Raw genomic sequence first — 17,030 nt, 5'->3', positions numbered from 1 at the left:
GTCGAGCGAAGCGAGGCTGCGATCTTTTCAGCGAATCAATCGTCGCTGACGGTAATGTTCGGCATCGCCGGCGTTGCCGCTTCCTGCAACACAATCCGCGCGCCGACATGGCGAGCCAGTTCCTGGTAAACCATCGCAATCTGACTGTCCGGCTCGGCGATCACTGTTGGCTTGCCGTCATCGGCCTGTTCGCGGATCAGCATCGACAGTGGCAACGAAGCCAACAGTTCGACACCGTACTGGTTGGCCAGCTTCACACCGCCCCCCTCACCGAACAGATGCTCGGCATGCCCGCAGTTGGAGCAGATGTGCACGGCCATGTTTTCCACCACGCCCAGCACCGGGATGTTGACCTTGCGGAACATCTCCACGCCCTTGCGCGCGTCCAGCAATGCCAGATCCTGCGGGGTGGTCACGATTACCGCACCGGCCACCGGGACTTTCTGCGCCAGGGTCAGCTGGATATCGCCGGTGCCTGGTGGCATGTCGATGACCAGGTAATCCAGGTCGCCCCAGGCCGTTTGCGTGACCAGTTGCAACAGGGCGCCGGACACCATCGGACCACGCCAGACCATCGGCGTGTTGTCGTCGGTCAGAAAGGCCATGGACATCACTTCGACGCCATGGGATTCAATCGGAATGAACCACTTCTGATCCTTGACCTTTGGTCGGGTGCCTTCGGGGATACCGAACATGATGCCTTGGCTCGGACCGTAGATATCCGCGTCGAGAATCCCGACTTTGGCGCCTTCACGGGCCAGCGCGAGGGCCAGGTTGGCAGCGGTGGTGGACTTGCCCACGCCACCCTTGCCGGACGCCACGGCCACGACGTTCTTGACGTTGGCCAGCCCCGGAATCTGTGCCTGGGCCTTGTGCGCGGCGATCACACTGGTGATCTCGACGCGCGCGGTGACGACGCCTTCCAGGCCTTCGATGGCCAGTTGCAGCAACTGCGCCCAGCCGCTCTTGAACAGACCGGCGGCGTAACCCAGCTCCAGCTGGACGCTGACGCGATCACCCTGGATGTCGATGCTGCGCACGCACCCGGCGCTGACCGGGTCCTGGTTCAGGTAAGGGTCGGTGTATTGGCGAAGGACGGCTTCCACCGCTGCGCGATTGACGGCGCTCATGGGCAACTCCGATAGCAAGACTGGAAAATCAGGCGGGTATCGTACCTGTTCTGATCGTTCGGCGGGATGCCATCAAAAGATCGCAGCCTTCGGCAGCTCCTACAGGGCCTGCGTATGACATCGCTTTTGTAGGAGCTGCCGAAGGCTGCGATCTTTTGGCGGCACCCCCCCATTCATCATCGGAGGAAACAACCTCACGGGGTGAAATATATTTCCCAGCGCTTTATAGTGGCCGACCTCCGTTTCATCAAGTAGCCGAGCCCCATGTCCGAGCCACGCAAGATCCTCGTCACCAGCGCCCTGCCCTATGCCAATGGTTCGATCCACCTCGGCCATATGCTGGAATACATCCAGACCGATATGTGGGTGCGCTTCCAGAAGCATCGCGGTAATCAATGCATTTATGTCTGCGCCGACGACGCCCACGGTTCGGCCATCATGCTGCGCGCGGAAAAGGAAGGCATCACCCCGGAACAACTGATCGCCAATGTCCAGGCTGAACACAGTGCCGACTTTGCCGAGTTCCTGGTGGACTTCGACAACTTCCACTCCACTCACGCTGAAGAAAACCGTGAGCTGTCGAGCCAGATCTACCTGAAGCTGCGCGACGCCGGGCACATCGCCACGCGCTCGATCACTCAGTACTTCGACCCGGAAAAGAAAATGTTCCTGGCCGACCGCTTCATCAAGGGCACCTGCCCGAAATGCGGCACCGAAGACCAGTACGGCGACAACTGCGAAAAATGCGGTGCAACCTACGCGCCGACCGACCTCAAAGATCCGAAGTCGGCAATCTCCGGCGCCACCCCGGTGCTCAAGGATTCCCAGCACTTCTTCTTCAAGCTGCCGGACTTCCAGGAAATGCTGCAAACCTGGACCCGCAGCGGCACGTTGCAAGAGGCCGTGGCCAACAAAATCGCCGAATGGCTGGATGCCGGCCTGCAACAGTGGGACATTTCCCGCGATGCGCCGTACTTCGGCTTTGAGATTCCCGACGAGCCGGGCAAGTATTTCTACGTGTGGCTGGATGCGCCAATCGGCTACATGGCCAGCTTCAAGAACCTCTGCGCTCGCCGTCCGGAACTGGACTTCGATGCGTTCTGGGGCAAGGATTCCACCGCCGAGCTGTACCATTTCATCGGCAAGGACATCGTCAACTTCCACGCCCTGTTCTGGCCAGCCATGCTTGAAGGTTCCGGTTTCCGCAAACCGACCGGCATCAACGTGCACGGCTACCTGACTGTCAACGGCCAGAAGATGTCCAAGTCCCGCGGCACGTTCGTCAAGGCGCGGACTTACCTGGATCACCTGTCGCCGGAATACCTGCGCTACTACTACGCCGCCAAGCTCAGCCGTGGCGTCGACGACCTGGACCTGAACCTCGAAGACTTCGTGCAGAAGGTCAACTCCGACCTGGTCGGCAAAGTCGTCAACATCGCCAGCCGTTGCGCCGGTTTCATCCATAAAGGCAACGCCGGTGTGTTGGTAGCCGGCAACGCCGCGCCGGAACTGACCGATGCCTTCCTGGCCGCCACGCCAAGCATTGCCGAAGCCTATGAAGCTCGCGACTTTGCCCGTGCCATGCGCGAAATCATGGGCCTGGCCGACCGCGCCAACGCCTGGATCGCCGACAAGGCGCCGTGGTCGCTGAACAAACAGGAAGGCAAGCAGGATGAAGTCCAGGCCATTTGCGCCTTGGGCATCAACCTGTTCCGCCAGCTGGTGATTTTCCTCAAACCGGTACTGCCGCTGCTGGCCGCTGATGCCGAGGCATTCCTGAACGTCGCCCCGCTGACCTGGAACGACCACGCGACCTTACTCAGCAATCATCAGCTGAACGAGTTCAAGCCGTTGATGACCCGCATCGACCCGGTAAAAGTACAAGCCATGACCGACGCCTCGAAAGAAGACCTGACCGCCAGCGCAACCGACACCGGCGAAACTGCACCTGCAGGCAACGGTGAACTGGCCAAGGATCCGCTGTCGCCAGAGATCGAGTTCGACGCCTTTGCCGCCGTAGACCTGCGCGTGGCGCTGATCGTCAAGGCCGAAGCCGTGGAAGGCGCCGACAAACTGCTGCGCCTGACCCTGGACATCGGTGACGAGCAACGCAACGTGTTCTCCGGGATCAAGAGCGCTTACCCGGACCCGTCCAAGCTCAATGGTCGCCTGACCATGATGATCGCCAACCTCAAGCCCCGCAAAATGAAATTCGGGATCTCCGAAGGCATGGTGATGGCCGCTGGTCCTGGCGGTGAAGAAATCTACCTGCTGAGCCCCGACAGCGGCGCCAAGCCGGGTCAGCGCATCAAGTAAAGGTCTGCGGTAAACCGATCCCACAGTCGTGCCCGGCGCGACTGTGGGATTTTCATGTCTGGCCCATACTATCTCTGAAGTCCGGCCTCACCTTGTAGGAGCTGCCGAAGGCTGCGATCTTTTGACTTTGCTCTTTCAAGATCAAAAGATCGCAGCCTTCGGCAGCTCCTACGGAGTTATTCAACAGCCATCAGCAATGTGTGGATACGGACCCTTCAGGTAGACAGATCATGACCGAACTGCTTCTTACGCTTATCAGCGCTGCCCTGATCAACAACCTCGTGTTGCACTGGCCGCTGGGCGTCGATCCGGTGCTGGGCAGCGAGCGGCCACAGGTCCACGCGCTAGGCATCGCGACAACTTGTCTGATGCTGATCACCGGCACGCTTGGCTATGCGCTCTATTACTGGCTACTGGTGCCTTTGGGGCTGACGTCGCTGCGTCTGTTCGTGTTCTTGCCGCTGAGCGTTCTGCTGATCGGCCCGCTGCTGAAGCTGCTTTCACGGTTATTGGCAAAGCTTTCATTCGATGGTCTCTGGCCCCTGCTGCTGGGGAATGCCGGGGGGCTTGGGCTGACATTGCTCAACGCTCAAGACGACAAGGGAATTTTCCACGCCATAGCCCTGAGCCTTGGCGCCGGGCTGGGTTTCTGGCTAGTACTGAGTTTGTTCAGCGACTTGCGCCAGCGCACACTCGACAACGATATCCCCCTGCCCTTTCGCGGCCTGCCAATCGAGTTGATCGGCGCCGGATTGATCGCGGTGGTTTTTCTCGGATTCAGCGGGCTGATCAAAACATGAGTCTGATTCAACGCATCGACGCCCTCTTGCCGCAGACCCAATGCGGCAAGTGTGGCCACCCCGGATGCAAACCCTACGCCGAAGGCATCGCCAGCGGCGAGCCGATCAACAAGTGCCCACCGGGCGGCAGCGAAACCATCGCGGCCCTGGCCGACCTGCTGAAGGTGCCGGTGCTGGAACTGGACGTCAGTCGCGGTTCGGCACCGGCGCAGATCGCTTACATCCGCGAAGCCGAATGCATCGGCTGCACCAAGTGCATTCAGGCCTGCCCGGTCGATGCCATTGTCGGCGCGGCGAAATTCATGCACACGGTCATCGTCGACGAATGCACCGGTTGCGACCTCTGCGTGGCGCCCTGCCCGGTGGATTGCATCGAGATGCATCCGTTACCGCTGGCCACGGTGCTGCCGATTGTCGGCGGGCTGGCGTTCAGCCTGGAGGAACAACAGGCCCGGGCCGCCAAGCGCAATCACGCGCGACGCCGTTTCGAACAGCGCAATGCCCGTTTGCATCGCGAAGAGGAACAGAAACACGCCGAACGCCAAGCCCGCGCCCAACGCGCCGTGCAGCACAGCGAAGTAACGCTCGACCCGGTTCAGGCTGCACTCGAGCGCGTCCGCGCACAGAAGGCCGACAATGCCGATGCAGCATTGAAAAAGGCCAAGGTCGATCTGGCGATGAGTCGGGCGCAGTTGAACAAATCGCTCAAGGCCTTCGGGCATCCGCCAACCTTCGAACAGCAATCGCAACTGATCGTGCTGCAACAGCAGTTCGAAGCCGCCGAACAGGCGCTGGCGCAACTGGAGATCAGCGCACCGCCGGTCTCCGCGCCACCTGCCCCCGCAAAAGATGCCGAGTTGAAACGGGCGAAGATCCAATTGGCCATGCGCCGCGCCGAACTCAAGAAAGCCCAAACAAGCGAAGCGCCGGCCGAACAGATCGAAGCGTTGCAACATGCGCTCAGCGAAGCCGAGCGTCAGGTGGATGCCTATGTCACCCCTTGAATCGGTGGACGAACGCCTTCAGCAAGCCATGAAGCTGGTATTGCTGGCCACCGTGCCGGGGATGCTGATGTTGTTCTGGCTGTATGGCTGGGGCGTATTGATCAACCTGATTCTGGCGGCGGCTACTGCATTGGCCGTGGAAGCGACGGTATTGCAGCTGCGCAAGCAACCGGTAAAACCGACGCTGAGCGATGGCAGTGCGCTGGTCAGTGCGACGCTGTTGGCACTGGCCTTGCCGCCTTATTGCCCGTGGTGGCTGACAGTCAGTGCTGCGGCGTTCGGACTGTTTTTCGGCAAGCACTTGTATGGCGGCGTCGGCAAGAATCCGTTCAATCCGGCGATGCTCGGTTTCGCGCTGGTCCTGGTGATGTTTCCCCAGCAAATGACCCATTGGCCGGCGTCCCATGGCATGGATTTGTTCGGTGGGTTGCAACAGGTGTTTGGCTTCAGCTTTGGCCAGGCTCCCGATGCCTGGGCTCAGGCCACGGCGCTGGACAGTCTGCGAATCAACAAAAGCCTGACCATGGAAGAACTGTTCGCCGGCAATCCGGCATTCGGCCGTTTTGGCGGCCGAGGCGTGGAATGGGTCAACCTGGCGTTTCTGGCGGGCGGTGCGTTTCTGCTGCAGCGGCGGGTATTCAGCTGGCATGCGCCGGTCGGCATGCTCGCCAGCCTGTTCGTCATCAGCCTGTTATGTTGGAACGGTACGGGCTCCGACTCTCATGGCTCGCCACTGTTTCATCTGCTTACCGGCGCGAGCATGCTCGGTGCCTTCTTCATCGTGACAGAACCGATATCCGGCGCGAAAAGCCCCACTGCCCGATTACTGTTCGGCGCAGGCGTGGGGTTACTGACTTACCTGATTCGGACGTGGGGCGGTTATCCGGACGGCGTGGCCTTTGCGGTTTTGCTGATGAACCTCTGTGTACCGGCGCTGGAACGGTTTGCCGCCTCCAGACAGGAGCAGGTTGCCCCATGAACCGAGCGACGAGCGTTGTGATCCTGATAGTGCTGGCAGGCTTGGGGATGGGCGCGACTTACCTCGTGCAGCACACCAGCGCCGCGCGCATTGCCGCTGAACAACGCCTGATCGACAGCCGCCAGTTACTGGATCTGCTACCGTCCGACAGCTACGACAATCAGCCACTGGAACACCCCCTCAGCCTCGAAAGCACTCGCCTGGCCAACAGCACACTGTTGGGGGGCTACCTGGCGTCCAAGGCTGGACAACCGAGCGCCGTGTTGCTGCGCAGCCAGACTCTGGGCTACGCCGGCGCCATTGACTTGCTGATCGCCATCGACCCCCAGGGCAAGTTAGTGGGGGTCAAAACCCTCAAGCAATCGGAAACCCCAGGGCTGGGCGGCAAGCTCGCCGACTGGCCCAATGCCTGGCTTCAGGTGTTTACCGGCAAGTCTCTGATCGACCCCGATGACAATGGCTGGGCCTTGAGAAAGGACCAAGGGCAGTTCGATCAGATCGCGGGCGCGACCATCACCTCAAGAGCGGTGATCAATGCCACCCATGATGCGTTGCGCTACTTCGACGAACACCGGCAACCGCTGATCGGGAGCAGCTCCCATGAATAAGTCATCGACCCTGCAGAACTCGCTGATGCTTACGCCGTTGATCGGCGTCACTGATTCATTGGTAACGGCCCTGGGCTTGTGGCTGATGTTCGCCCTGGTGCTCAGTGCTTATGGTGTGAGCATGAGCGTCTTGCGCTCGCGAATGATTCCGGCAACACATTTGCTGGCATGCCTGCTGCTGACTGCCACGCTGACCAGTTGCGCGGAACTTGCCACACAAGCCTGGTCGCTCCAATGGCACCAGCATCTGGGTTTCTACGCAGGATTGATCGCCTTGCAATGCGTCGTGCTGGAACATAACGGTTTTTTCCAGAGCCCACGGCGTGATCGACTGCGTCTGTGTGGCCTGTTCGGCGCCTTGATGGTGGGCTTGGGCCTGCTGCGCGAGTTCATCGGCAACGGGACACTCGCTAGCCATTTGTCCTGGATGGCCGGTGCCACGCAACCGGACTGGCAAGGCTGGACGCTGATCGCCGACGGTGGCCTGCATCTGGCCACGTTGGCCCCTGGCGGGTTTATTCTGCTGGGACTGTTGATCGCCGCACATCAAGCCTGGACCCGCCGCCCGGCTGCCCCACATTGACCGCCTTCGAGGAAACGCATCGCCCATGAATGCCGCAAAACGTCTTGAAATTTTCCGCAGGTTTCACGAAGACAATCCTGAACCGAAGACCGAACTGGCCTATTCCTCGGCGTTCGAATTGCTGATCGCCGTGATTCTCTCGGCGCAGTCAACCGATGTCGGCGTGAACAAGGCCACCGCCAAGCTGTTCCCGGTGGCCAACACGCCAGCGGCGATCCATGCCTTGGGCGTCGGAGGGCTGTCGGAGTACATCAAGACCATCGGCCTGTTCAACAGCAAAGCAAAAAATGTGATCGAAACCTGTCGCTTGCTGGTGGAGCGCCATGGAGGTGAAGTGCCGCAGACCCGCGAGGCGCTGGAGGCATTGCCCGGCGTTGGTCGCAAGACCGCCAACGTGGTGCTCAATACCGCCTTTCGTCAGCTAACCATGGCCGTGGACACTCACATTTTCCGGGTCAGTAACCGCACCGGCATTGCTCCGGGCAAAAATGTGGTGGAGGTGGAGCAAAAACTGATGAAATTCGTGCCGAAGGAATATCTGCTCGACGCCCATCATTGGCTGATTCTCCATGGGCGCTACGTCTGCCTGGCCCGCAAGCCGCGTTGTGGCAGCTGCCGGATCGAGGACCTGTGCGAATACAAGCAAAAGACCTCGGACGATTGAGGCGCTATTAGTTTTTTTGATTGATCGATTGAAAAAATCTTTTTTACCCGCCGGGAAATTGTCGATATAAGGAGCGCCAAAGGCAGCCTTAGCCTGGAGTTAACCTTATGAGTACTGGCAAAGAGCAATTGGACGTAGAAGACGACTTCACTCCCGTTGAGGCCGATGATGCTGAGCCGGTAGTGGAAGTGGCAAAGACCAACCTGAGCAAACGCCGCACCATCGACAATCTGCTGGAGGAGCGCCGACTGCAGAAGCAATTGGCCGATTACGATTTTGACTTGTAACACTTAAAAGCCTCCCGAAACGGAGGCTTTTTACTAAGTGCCGACCCCTGATAAACGCCCGTTCATCGCGCCTCGTCAAACGCAGGCAGCTTCATACCAGGCCGTTGCGCTGGGCCAATTCAATAAGGTCGACCAGTGAGCGAGCATTGAGCTTTAACAGAAGACGAGTCTTGTAAGTACTGACTGTTTTATTGCTGAGGAACATTCCATCGGCAATTTCCTTGTTTGTCTTTCCTCGGGCCAGTTGTTGCAGGACCATCATCTCTCGCCCGGACAAACGATCCACCATATCGGCTTCACTGGCGTTCCCAAGACTGGAACGCACGGTATGCAGAGCCTGATTAGGAAAATAGCTGTAGCCTGACAGTACGGCTTTTATTGCACTGAGCAACTCAGTGAGATCCTGTTGCTTACAGACATATCCGGCGGCACCCGATTGCATGCAACGCATGGAAAAGTGCCCTGGTGCCTGGGACGTCAATATCAGTACTTTAAGAGGCATCGCCGTCGATGTCAGACGCGCGATGACTTCCAACCCATCCAGTTTCGGTATTCCAATATCCAGAATGACAATATCTGGCATTAGTTCACGGGCAAGTTGTAATGCGTCCACACCATTATCTGTTTCTGCAATGACTTCGTAGCCATGACGTTCCATTAGCATACGTACCGCAAGACGAATGACGGGGTGATCATCCACGATCAGCACTTTATTCATGGGCAAGTCCAATTTTCGCTGTTCGAATTTTCAGAGCCCGCACCATAGCCTAGTCGTTTCACCCATGGCATGCCGTCACCCCCGGCCACCCGCAGCGAGAGACATGGCCTACAAACAACACGGATTATTCCTACAAAAAATCATTGCATATCATGAGCCATGAGAAGGCTACTAGCCGAACGCTGTTCAGCACTTCGACAGTTTTTTGTATCGACGTACAACCAAAAAAAACACAATAACAGGGTTTGATACTAGTCATCCGACAGGCTGCGACTATTGAGCTACTCTTAAAAGTAACGAGCATTTTCCACCCCCCTGTACAACTCGGCTCGAACGACTTATGAAAGCTCACATACAGCAACATTTCACCAACAGAATAAACACATATAACTTTAAAACAAATGAACAGCCATACCTGAACCAAGAACAATACAGTTACTATAATGACCTACATCACTTATCAAAAAAAAGGAGCCCAACATAACAACAGAAAAATATCACTCATTAGTTATCATCCTGAAATCCACCCCCTTAAACAAATCGAGAAGAAATAATATCTCATGAGCAGAAGACATGATAAAACTCAAAAAAAGAATCACCAACCCCATGACAATCATTGCAATATTTGCAGCACTGTCTGAAACATCGGCTGCTGTATCCCTCCCCTTCCTCGACAACAAGGAGAGAGAACTCTATGTCTGGTTTCTGATTAGCTTTCCCTTTTATTTGCTTTTTCTTTTCTTCGTCACACTCAACTTCAACTATCGGTCGCTTTACGCGCCCTCCGATTTCGAGAAAGGGAAGCACTTCATGAAAGCCATGGACAACGTTAACCGGTCAGGAAACGATCCTTCCAGGGTACCGCCTGAAAGCTCGACCCAGCACCACGTGCGCCTGCCCGAGCACTTGAAAGACCTGCATATCATTGATGCACGCTGGATGAACAACAAAATGGCATTCAGCGCCCTGCTGGAGAAAATACAGCAAGCACAGGAAAATCCTGCGCAGGTGATCGTATTTCTCACCTGTGCCGAGTCGGAGACGCTGCTGAAGGAAAGCGCGCTCCGGCTTTCAAAGCACACCAAGAAACGCAACGGCGCAACGTTCTGCATTGCTTACAATTTGAATTCACACGGCCTGACGATGATTGGTCAAAATCTTTACAGGCACACAGCAGTCAGCTCTTGAAGAGCTATCGGGGAAAGAAGCGAAGAAAGGTATTAGCAGAGACAAGAAAAAAAGCTGAAAACGCAATATACGGCAGGTTATCCCTCTTTCAGATTTGTGGCCTCATCAGCAAGGCCACAAATCCATTACCGACTCAAAGGTCTCAGAAAAGCTTCCGGCCTTTGTTTGCCGCGATACGCATGCGCAAGGCGTTGAGCTTGATGAAGCCCGCCGCATCGGCCTGGTTGTAGGCGCCGCCATCTTCCTCGAAGGTCGCGATGTTGGCGTCGAACAACGACTCGTCGGACTTGCGACCAGTGACGATCACGTTGCCCTTGTACAGCTTCAGGCGCACTACGCCATTCACGTGGGCCTGGGAAGCGTCGATCATCTGTTGCAGCATCAGACGCTCTGGGCTCCACCAGTAACCGGTGTAGATCAGGCTGGCGTATTTAGGCATCAGCTCGTCTTTGAGGTGAGCCACTTCGCGGTCCAGGGTGATCGATTCGATCGCACGGTGAGCGCGCAGCATGATGGTGCCGCCCGGGGTTTCGTAGCAGCCACGGGACTTCATGCCCACGTAACGGTTCTCGACGATGTCGAGACGGCCGATACCGTGTTCGCCACCGATACGGTTCAGGGTCGCCAGCACGGTGGCCGGGGTCATTTCGACGCCGTCCAGTGCGACGATGTCGCCGTTGCGGTAGGTCAATTCCAGGTATTGCGCTTTATCTGGAGCCTTCTCCGGGGAGACGGTCCATTTCCACATGTCTTCTTCGTGCTCGGTCCAGGTGTCTTCCAGCACGCCGCCTTCATAGGAGATGTGCAGCAGGTTGGCGTCCATCGAGTACGGGGATTTCTTCTTGCCGTGACGCTCGATCGGGATGTTGTGCTTTTCAGCATAATCCATCAGCTTTTCACGGGAGAGCAGGTCCCATTCGCGCCAAGGAGCGATCACTTTCACGCCTGGCTTCAAGGCGTAGGCGCCCAGTTCGAAACGAACCTGGTCGTTGCCCTTGCCGGTCGCGCCGTGGGAAATGGCGTCAGCGCCGGTTTCGTTGGCGATTTCGATCAGGCGCTTGGCGATCAACGGACGAGCGATGGAAGTACCCAGCAGGTACTCGCCTTCGTAAACGGTGTTGGCGCGGAACATCGGGAACACGAAATCGCGCACGAATTCTTCGCGCAAATCGTCGATGTAGATTTCTTTTACGCCCATGGCCTGAGCCTTGGCGCGGGCCGGTTCGACCTCTTCGCCCTGACCCAGGTCAGCGGTGAAGGTCACTACTTCACAGTTATAAGTATCCTGCAGCCACTTGAGGATCACCGAAGTGTCCAGGCCGCCGGAATACGCCAGAACGACCTTGTTTACGTCCGCCATGCCATCACTCCACGGGGTTCTACGGAAAGCCGTCAAGTCTACCGCTCATGCAGAATAATTTACAGAGGCGCGACAGCTTATGACGACGAAGCGACAGATTATGTCGAGCGAGCGACGATTTCAGCAGGTTCAGGAGGCCTTCGCGCTGCCCGCGGAAGCGGTGGCTTGAGGCGCCGGTTGCTCGGTCGGCGCTACCCGTTCAAGGCGTACGGCAACCCGACGGTTCTTCGCCCGATTGGCGGCGTTTTTGTTCGGCGCCAGCGGATAGCGCTCACCATGAAAACGCAGGGTGATCTGCGATTCCTGGATACCATTAGCCTTAAAGAAATCCATCACGGCCAGCGCCCTGCGTCGCGACAGTTCGCGGTTGGTCAGGCGGTTGCCGCTGTTGTCGGAATGGCCGTCGAGTTCAATGTGATTGACCGTCGGATCAGCTTTCATGAATTCCAGCATGACCTGCAAATGGGCCTTGGCTTGTGCATCGAGATCGATGCCCTCCCCTGGAAAGCCGATTTCGGATTGCTTCACCTGCTCGAAATTCTGCGGCAGCAACTTGGCCACGCAACCCTGGTAGTCACTGTAGGCCTTGCTGAATTTGACCGGCAACAGACGGATTTCAGATACCCGGCCGTCGCCTGAAGAGTGTCGAACGACCGGGCTGCGACCGTCCATCAACCCACTGATCAGGCGCCCGGCCTGAACTTGCGAGCTGTTGAACAGCACGTTGCCACTGCCGATTCGTACCGAACCCAGGTTGATGTCGCCACGCCCCGGCTGCCATGGCGCAGCGGCCGCCAACAAGGTCGCGGAACCGCCACCGATCATCGAGTTGTAGGCCTTCAGACGAAATGTCGCCTGCTCGCCGGCGCGACGCACGAACTCCCCCGAACCGAAATCGGTGATGGGTTGAGTCAGGCGGCATTCGAACTTGTCACCTTCGACCGTCCACTCGATGCTCTCCAGACGGGTCTGGAAAGTGAGCGCCATCGCGGGAAGGCTGGCAAACACACTGAGCAAGGCTAAATAACGCTGGCGCACGGGAGGCTCCACTGGCTTCTGCAACAAAAAGACCGACACACATATTTACGGCATACCTGTTGGATATCGGAAGCTTGCCGCAAAACTTGATAGCGAGTGCCTGCAAGAGTCTTTTCCGGTAGCATTCCCCTGAGTTTGACCCGCCTGGAATCCCCTCATGTCCGACCGCCTGACCCTGCTGCGTCCCGACGACTGGCATATTCATCTTCGCGATGGTGCTGTGTTGACCAATACCGTCGCGGATGTCGCGCGCACCTTTGGTCGCGCCATCATCATGCCCAACCTGGTACCGCCGGTGCGCAACGCGGCTGAAGCCAATGGCTATCGCCAGCGGATTCTCGCCGCGCGTCCGGCCGGCAGCCGTTTCGAACCGCTGATGGTTCTGTACCTGACCGACCGCACCCAGCCCGAAGAAATTCGTGAGGCCAAGGCCAGCGGTTTCGTTTACGCCGCCAAGCTGTATCCGGCCGGCGCGACCACCAATTCGGATTCTGGCGTCACCAGCATCGACAAGATTTTCCCCGCACTCGAGGCCATGGCCGAAGTCGGGATGCCCTTGTTGGTTCATGGTGAAGTCACCCGGGGCGATGTCGACGTTTTCGATCGCGAAAAAATCTTCATCGATGAGCATATGCGTCGGGTGGTCGAGCGTTTCCCGACCCTCAAAGTGGTGTTCGAACACATCACCACCTCCGACGCCGTGCAGTTCGTCAATGAGGCTTCGGCCAATGTCGGCGCAACCATCACCGCGCACCACCTGCTGTACAACCGCAACCACATGCTGGTGGGCGGGATTCGGCCGCACTTTTATTGCCTGCCGATCCTCAAGCGCAATACCCACCAGGAAGCCCTGCTCGACGCCGCCACCAGCGGCAGCGACAAGTTCTTCCTCGGCACCGACTCGGCGCCCCATGCCCAGCACGCCAAAGAAGCGGCTTGCGGTTGTGCCGGTTGCTACACCGCTTATGCCGCGATCGAGATGTATGCCGAAGCCTTTGAACAGCGCAACGCGCTGGACAAGCTCGAAGCCTTCGCCAGCCTTAATGGCCCGCGTTTCTACGGCCTGCCAGCGAACACCGATCGCATCACCCTGGTCCGCGATGAGTGGACCGCCCCAACCAGCCTGCCGTTTGGCGAGCTGACCGTAATCCCGCTGCGCGCCGGTGAAAAACTGCGCTGGCGCCTGCTGGAGGAACACGCGTGAGTGAAGACCATTTCGACGACGAACAGGACGGTAATGGCGGCGGAGGCGGTTCCCGCCATCCAATGGCAGCCAGGTTCCGTGGTTACCTGCCGGTCGTTGTCGACGTAGAAACCGGTGGCTTCAACTCGGCCACCGATGCCCTGCTGGAAATCGCCGCCACCGTGATTGGCATGGATGAAAAAGGCTTTGTGTACCCTGAGCACACCTACTTCTTCCGGGTCGAGCCTTTCGAAGGCGCGAACATCGAAGCGGCAGCTTTGGAATTCACCGGGATCAAGCTCGATCACCCGCTACGCATGGCCGTGAGTGAAGAAGCGGCCCTGACCGATATCTTCCGCGGTGTGCGCAAGGCTCTGAAGGCCAACGGCTGCAAACGGGCGATTCTGGTCGGGCACAACAGCAGCTTCGACCTGGGCTTCCTCAACGCCGCTGTCGCGCGCCTGGACATGAAACGCAACCCGTTTCACCCGTTCTCCAGCTTCGACACGGCGACCCTCGCCGGTCTGGCCTACGGTCAAACCGTATTGGCCAAGGCCTGCCAGGCAGCGGATATCGACTTCGACGGTCGCGAGGCACACTCGGCCCGCTACGACACCGAGAAGACGGCTGACCTGTTCTGCGGCATCGTCAATCGCTGGAAACAAATGGGCGGCTGGGAAGACTACAACGATTGATGCCTGTCGCCGGTTAATTCCGCCCATAAAAAAACCGGCCTCAGGGAGGCCGGTTTTTTATTGCCTGACGCCTGCCTTACAGCGCAGCAGCGTGCTCGGTCAGGTAAGCCGCAACACCTTCGGTGGAAGCGGTCATGCCTTTGTCGCCTTTTTTCCAGTTGGCAGGGCAAACTTCGCCGTGCGCTTCGTGGAATTGCAGAGCGTCGACCAGACGGATCAGCTCTTCCATGTTACGGCCCAGCGGCAGGTCGTTGATGATCTGCGAGCGGACAACGCCTTTGTCGTCGATCAGGAACGCGCCACGGAAAGCCACGCCGTCAGCGGACTGAACGTCGTAGGCCTTCATGATTTCCTGCTTGATGTCGGCAGCCATGGTGTAACGAACCTGGCCGATGCCGCCATTGTTCACCGGGGTGTTGCGCCATGCGTTGTGGGTGAAGTGCGAGTCGATCGACACCGCGACCACTTCAACGTTGCGTTCGGCGAAGTCACCCATGCGGTTGTCCAGAGCGATCAGCTCGGACGGGCAAACGAAGGTGAAGTCCAGTGGGTAGAAGAACACCAGGCCGTATTTGCCTTTGATGGCCGAGGACAGGGTGTAGCTGTCTACGATTTCGCCATTGCCGAGTACGGCCGGTACGGTGAAGTCAGGGGCTTGTTTGCCTACGAGTACGCTCATTGGATATCTCCTGGTGTAATAACGGTGAAGAACAGGGTTCGTACCAGCCTGCCACCCTCAGGCGACAGCCCTGTGACACGAACCTCCTTCGCAAAAGGCCGACCATCATACACCGCGTTTTTGGCCTGTCCTCAACGGTTTTTTCTGGAAGGTAAAAAGGCCGCTGCTATATTTTCTTCATGACAAGTGTGAAAAGAGGCCGTTCGTCAGTCACACGCCTTTATGACGAAAAGCTTTCAGAAACCACTTTGACAATCATTCTCGTTAACATTAAGATCCATCGCAATTGAGTCACAACCAGCGACGGTTCTCACTTATGTATGTCTGCCTCTGCACTGGCGTCACCGACGGTCAAATCCGCGATGCAATCTATGAAGGTTGCTGCAGCTATAAGGAAGTCCGTCAGGCTACTGGCGTAGCCAGCCAATGCGGTAAATGCGCCTGCCTTGCCAAGGAAGTGGTGCGCGAAACCCTGGGCAAACTGCAAACGGCTCAGGCCGCGATCCCCTACCCCGTAGAATTTACAGCCGCATAACTACCGTATTTCAAAAAACCGGACTTGATGTCCGGTTTTTTTATGTCTGGAAATCAATCGCTTAGGCGCTAGACGCGGAACAAAAACACTCTTATTCCGATTAATTTTCATTTAAGTTTCAATAACTTAGGTTTGACACTCTTAAATACGCGGCTCAAACTCTGCCTTATAGACAGCTACTCAGGGCAGGACCCCATCATGAAAGGCGACGTTACAGTCATCCAGCATCTCAACAAGATCCTTGCCAATGAGCTGGTCGCGATCAATCAATACTTTTTGCATGCACGCATGTATGAAGATTGGGGCCTGAACAAGCTCGGCAAGCACGAGTACCACGAATCCATCGACGAGATGAAGCACGCCGACAAGCTGATCAAGCGCATCCTGTTCCTTGAAGGTCTGCCGAACGTCCAGGACCTGGGCAAGCTGCACATCGGCGAACACACCAAGGAAATGCTTGAGTGCGACTTGAAGATCGAGCGCGACGGCCATGCCGATCTGAAAGTCGCTATCGCTCACTGCGAAACTGTCGGCGACTTCGGTAGCCGCGAACTGCTCGAAGACATTCTTGAATCCGAAGAAGAACATATCGACTGGCTGGAAACCCAACTGGGCCTGATCGATAAAGTAGGTCTTGAGAACTATCTGCAGTCGCAGATGGGCGAGTAGGAGCTGTCGAGTGAAACGAGGCTGCGATCTTGGCGATGGCAGCGACGACATTGCAATAACTTATTTAAGCGCAATAAAAAGCCCCGCCCCTCGATAGAGGGGCGGGGCTTTTTAGTTACTGAAGATCAAAAGATCGCAGCCTCGTTTCACTCGACAGCTCCTACAGGGGAGCCAATCGTCTTAGGCGTCGGTCTTGTTGGCAGCAGCAGCTTCAACAGCGGCTTTGATCGTCGCTTGCAACGAACCGTCAGCAGCCATTTCAGTCATGATGTCGCTACCGCCGACCAGCTCACCACCGACCCACAGCTGCGGGAAGGTTGGCCAGTTGGCGTACTTTGGCAGGTTGGCGCGGATTTCCGGGTTCTGCAGGATGTCCACATAGGCAAACTTTTCGCCACAGGCCATTACAGCCTGAGCGGCTTTCGCGGAGAAGCCACACTGTGGGGCATTCGGCGAGCCTTTCATGTAAAGCAGAATGGTGTTGTTGGCAATCTGCTCTTTAATCGTTTCGATGATATCCATGGAGCACCTCGGCTGAACTTTCCGACTCAGTGGTCGGCACGGTGGCGCATTGTAACGGAAACCCGAGCGCCA

General features: G+C 57.3%; 19 protein-coding genes. 13 read left to right on the top strand and 6 right to left on the bottom strand.

Features of this window, described 5'->3' with window-relative positions; all coding sequences use genetic code 11:
- Positions 1-35 precede the first annotated feature (35 nt).
- Positions 36-1,130 carry an iron-sulfur cluster carrier protein ApbC gene (apbC, locus tag TU81_RS13465; protein ID WP_038981883.1) on the bottom strand — a complete coding sequence of 365 codons (1,095 nt, stop codon included), beginning with the start codon at positions 1,128-1,130 and terminating at the stop codon, positions 36-38.
- Positions 1,131-1,394: 264 nt separating this feature from the next.
- Between apbC and metG the strand changes: the two genes are divergently transcribed.
- The 8 genes from metG to TU81_RS13425 all read left to right on the top strand — a co-directional run bounded on the left by metG (position 1,395) and on the right by TU81_RS13425 (position 8,371).
- Positions 1,395-3,446: a methionine--tRNA ligase gene (gene metG, locus TU81_RS13460; RefSeq protein WP_048395569.1), complete on the top strand. Its 2,052-nt coding sequence runs from the start codon at positions 1,395-1,397 to the stop codon at positions 3,444-3,446.
- Between the two features lie 230 nt (positions 3,447-3,676).
- Positions 3,677-4,246 (top strand): Rnf-Nqr domain containing protein, encoded by a 570-nt coding sequence (locus tag TU81_RS13455; protein ID WP_048395565.1) that lies wholly within the window; start codon positions 3,677-3,679, stop codon positions 4,244-4,246.
- A complete protein-coding gene (gene rsxB / locus TU81_RS13450; RefSeq protein ID WP_038981880.1) occupies positions 4,243-5,250 on the top strand; it encodes an electron transport complex subunit RsxB in 1,008 nt (335 codons plus the stop codon). Before TU81_RS13455 ends, rsxB begins: the two co-directional genes overlap by 4 nt.
- Positions 5,237-6,229 carry an RnfABCDGE type electron transport complex subunit D gene (locus TU81_RS13445; RefSeq protein ID WP_048395563.1) on the top strand — a complete coding sequence of 331 codons (993 nt, stop codon included), beginning with the start codon at positions 5,237-5,239 and terminating at the stop codon, positions 6,227-6,229. The genes rsxB and TU81_RS13445 overlap by 14 nt, the downstream gene beginning before the upstream one ends.
- Positions 6,226-6,837, top strand: a complete 612-nt coding sequence (locus TU81_RS13440) for an RnfABCDGE type electron transport complex subunit G (protein ID WP_038981878.1) — start codon at positions 6,226-6,228, stop codon at positions 6,835-6,837. The genes TU81_RS13445 and TU81_RS13440 overlap by 4 nt, the downstream gene beginning before the upstream one ends.
- Positions 6,830-7,420 carry an Rnf-Nqr domain containing protein gene (locus TU81_RS13435; protein WP_038981877.1) on the top strand — a complete coding sequence of 197 codons (591 nt, stop codon included), beginning with the start codon at positions 6,830-6,832 and terminating at the stop codon, positions 7,418-7,420. Before TU81_RS13440 ends, TU81_RS13435 begins: the two co-directional genes overlap by 8 nt.
- Before the next feature lie 25 nt (positions 7,421-7,445).
- The gene (nth, locus tag TU81_RS13430) at positions 7,446-8,084 is read left to right on the top strand and encodes an endonuclease III (protein WP_038981876.1); all 639 of its coding nucleotides are present in this window, start codon (positions 7,446-7,448) and stop codon (positions 8,082-8,084) included.
- Between the two features lie 107 nt (positions 8,085-8,191).
- Positions 8,192-8,371, top strand: a complete 180-nt coding sequence (locus TU81_RS13425) for a PA3496 family putative envelope integrity protein (protein WP_007898493.1) — start codon at positions 8,192-8,194, stop codon at positions 8,369-8,371.
- Positions 8,372-8,462: 91 nt separating this feature from the next.
- Here TU81_RS13425 and TU81_RS13420 read toward each other — a convergent pair whose 3' ends face one another.
- Entirely contained in the window at positions 8,463-9,089 is a 627-nt protein-coding gene (locus TU81_RS13420) for a response regulator transcription factor (protein ID WP_007943575.1), read from the bottom strand.
- 573 nt (positions 9,090-9,662) lie between these two features.
- On the opposite strand from TU81_RS13420, the gene TU81_RS13415 reads away from it, so the two are divergent.
- Positions 9,663-10,277, top strand: a complete 615-nt coding sequence (locus TU81_RS13415) for a hypothetical protein (protein WP_038981875.1) — start codon at positions 9,663-9,665, stop codon at positions 10,275-10,277.
- 142 nt (positions 10,278-10,419) lie between these two features.
- Here the strand turns inward: TU81_RS13415 and TU81_RS13410 are convergent, their stop codons facing one another.
- Complete coding sequence (locus TU81_RS13410; protein WP_007898502.1) at positions 10,420-11,637, bottom strand: argininosuccinate synthase; 1,218 nt, start codon at positions 11,635-11,637, stop codon at positions 10,420-10,422.
- 129 nt (positions 11,638-11,766) lie between these two features.
- Entirely contained in the window at positions 11,767-12,675 is a 909-nt protein-coding gene (locus TU81_RS13405) for a flagellar protein MotY (protein WP_048395561.1), read from the bottom strand.
- Between the two features lie 157 nt (positions 12,676-12,832).
- On the opposite strand from TU81_RS13405, the gene pyrC reads away from it, so the two are divergent.
- Both pyrC and rnt read left to right on the top strand, forming a co-directional pair.
- Entirely contained in the window at positions 12,833-13,879 is a 1,047-nt protein-coding gene (gene pyrC / locus TU81_RS13400; protein WP_038981873.1) for a dihydroorotase, read from the top strand.
- Positions 13,876-14,553 (top strand): ribonuclease T, encoded by a 678-nt coding sequence (gene rnt / locus TU81_RS13395; protein WP_007898509.1) that lies wholly within the window; start codon positions 13,876-13,878, stop codon positions 14,551-14,553. The genes pyrC and rnt overlap by 4 nt, the downstream gene beginning before the upstream one ends.
- A 76-nt stretch (positions 14,554-14,629) precedes the next feature.
- Here the strand turns inward: rnt and TU81_RS13390 are convergent, their stop codons facing one another.
- On the bottom strand, positions 14,630-15,232 hold the full coding sequence (locus tag TU81_RS13390; RefSeq protein ID WP_048395559.1) for a peroxiredoxin: 603 nt from the start codon (positions 15,230-15,232) through the stop codon (positions 14,630-14,632).
- 316 nt (positions 15,233-15,548) lie between these two features.
- On the opposite strand from TU81_RS13390, the gene TU81_RS13385 reads away from it, so the two are divergent.
- Complete coding sequence (locus tag TU81_RS13385; protein WP_007938921.1) at positions 15,549-15,767, top strand: bacterioferritin-associated ferredoxin; 219 nt, start codon at positions 15,549-15,551, stop codon at positions 15,765-15,767.
- A 198-nt stretch (positions 15,768-15,965) separates the two neighbouring features.
- Positions 15,966-16,436, top strand: coding sequence for a bacterioferritin (gene bfr, locus TU81_RS13380; RefSeq protein ID WP_038981870.1), 471 nt, complete (start codon positions 15,966-15,968; stop codon positions 16,434-16,436).
- A 180-nt stretch (positions 16,437-16,616) separates the two neighbouring features.
- Here bfr and grxD read toward each other — a convergent pair whose 3' ends face one another.
- Complete coding sequence (gene grxD / locus TU81_RS13375; protein ID WP_007898513.1) at positions 16,617-16,958, bottom strand: Grx4 family monothiol glutaredoxin; 342 nt, start codon at positions 16,956-16,958, stop codon at positions 16,617-16,619.
- Between the last annotated feature and the right edge of the window lie 72 nt (positions 16,959-17,030).

The organism is Pseudomonas lini (assembly GCF_001042905.1).
GTDB classification, from domain to species: domain Bacteria; phylum Pseudomonadota; class Gammaproteobacteria; order Pseudomonadales; family Pseudomonadaceae; genus Aquipseudomonas; species Aquipseudomonas lini.
Note: the sequence above shows the minus strand (reverse complement) of the source record. Positions and strands in the feature narration are given on the sequence as shown.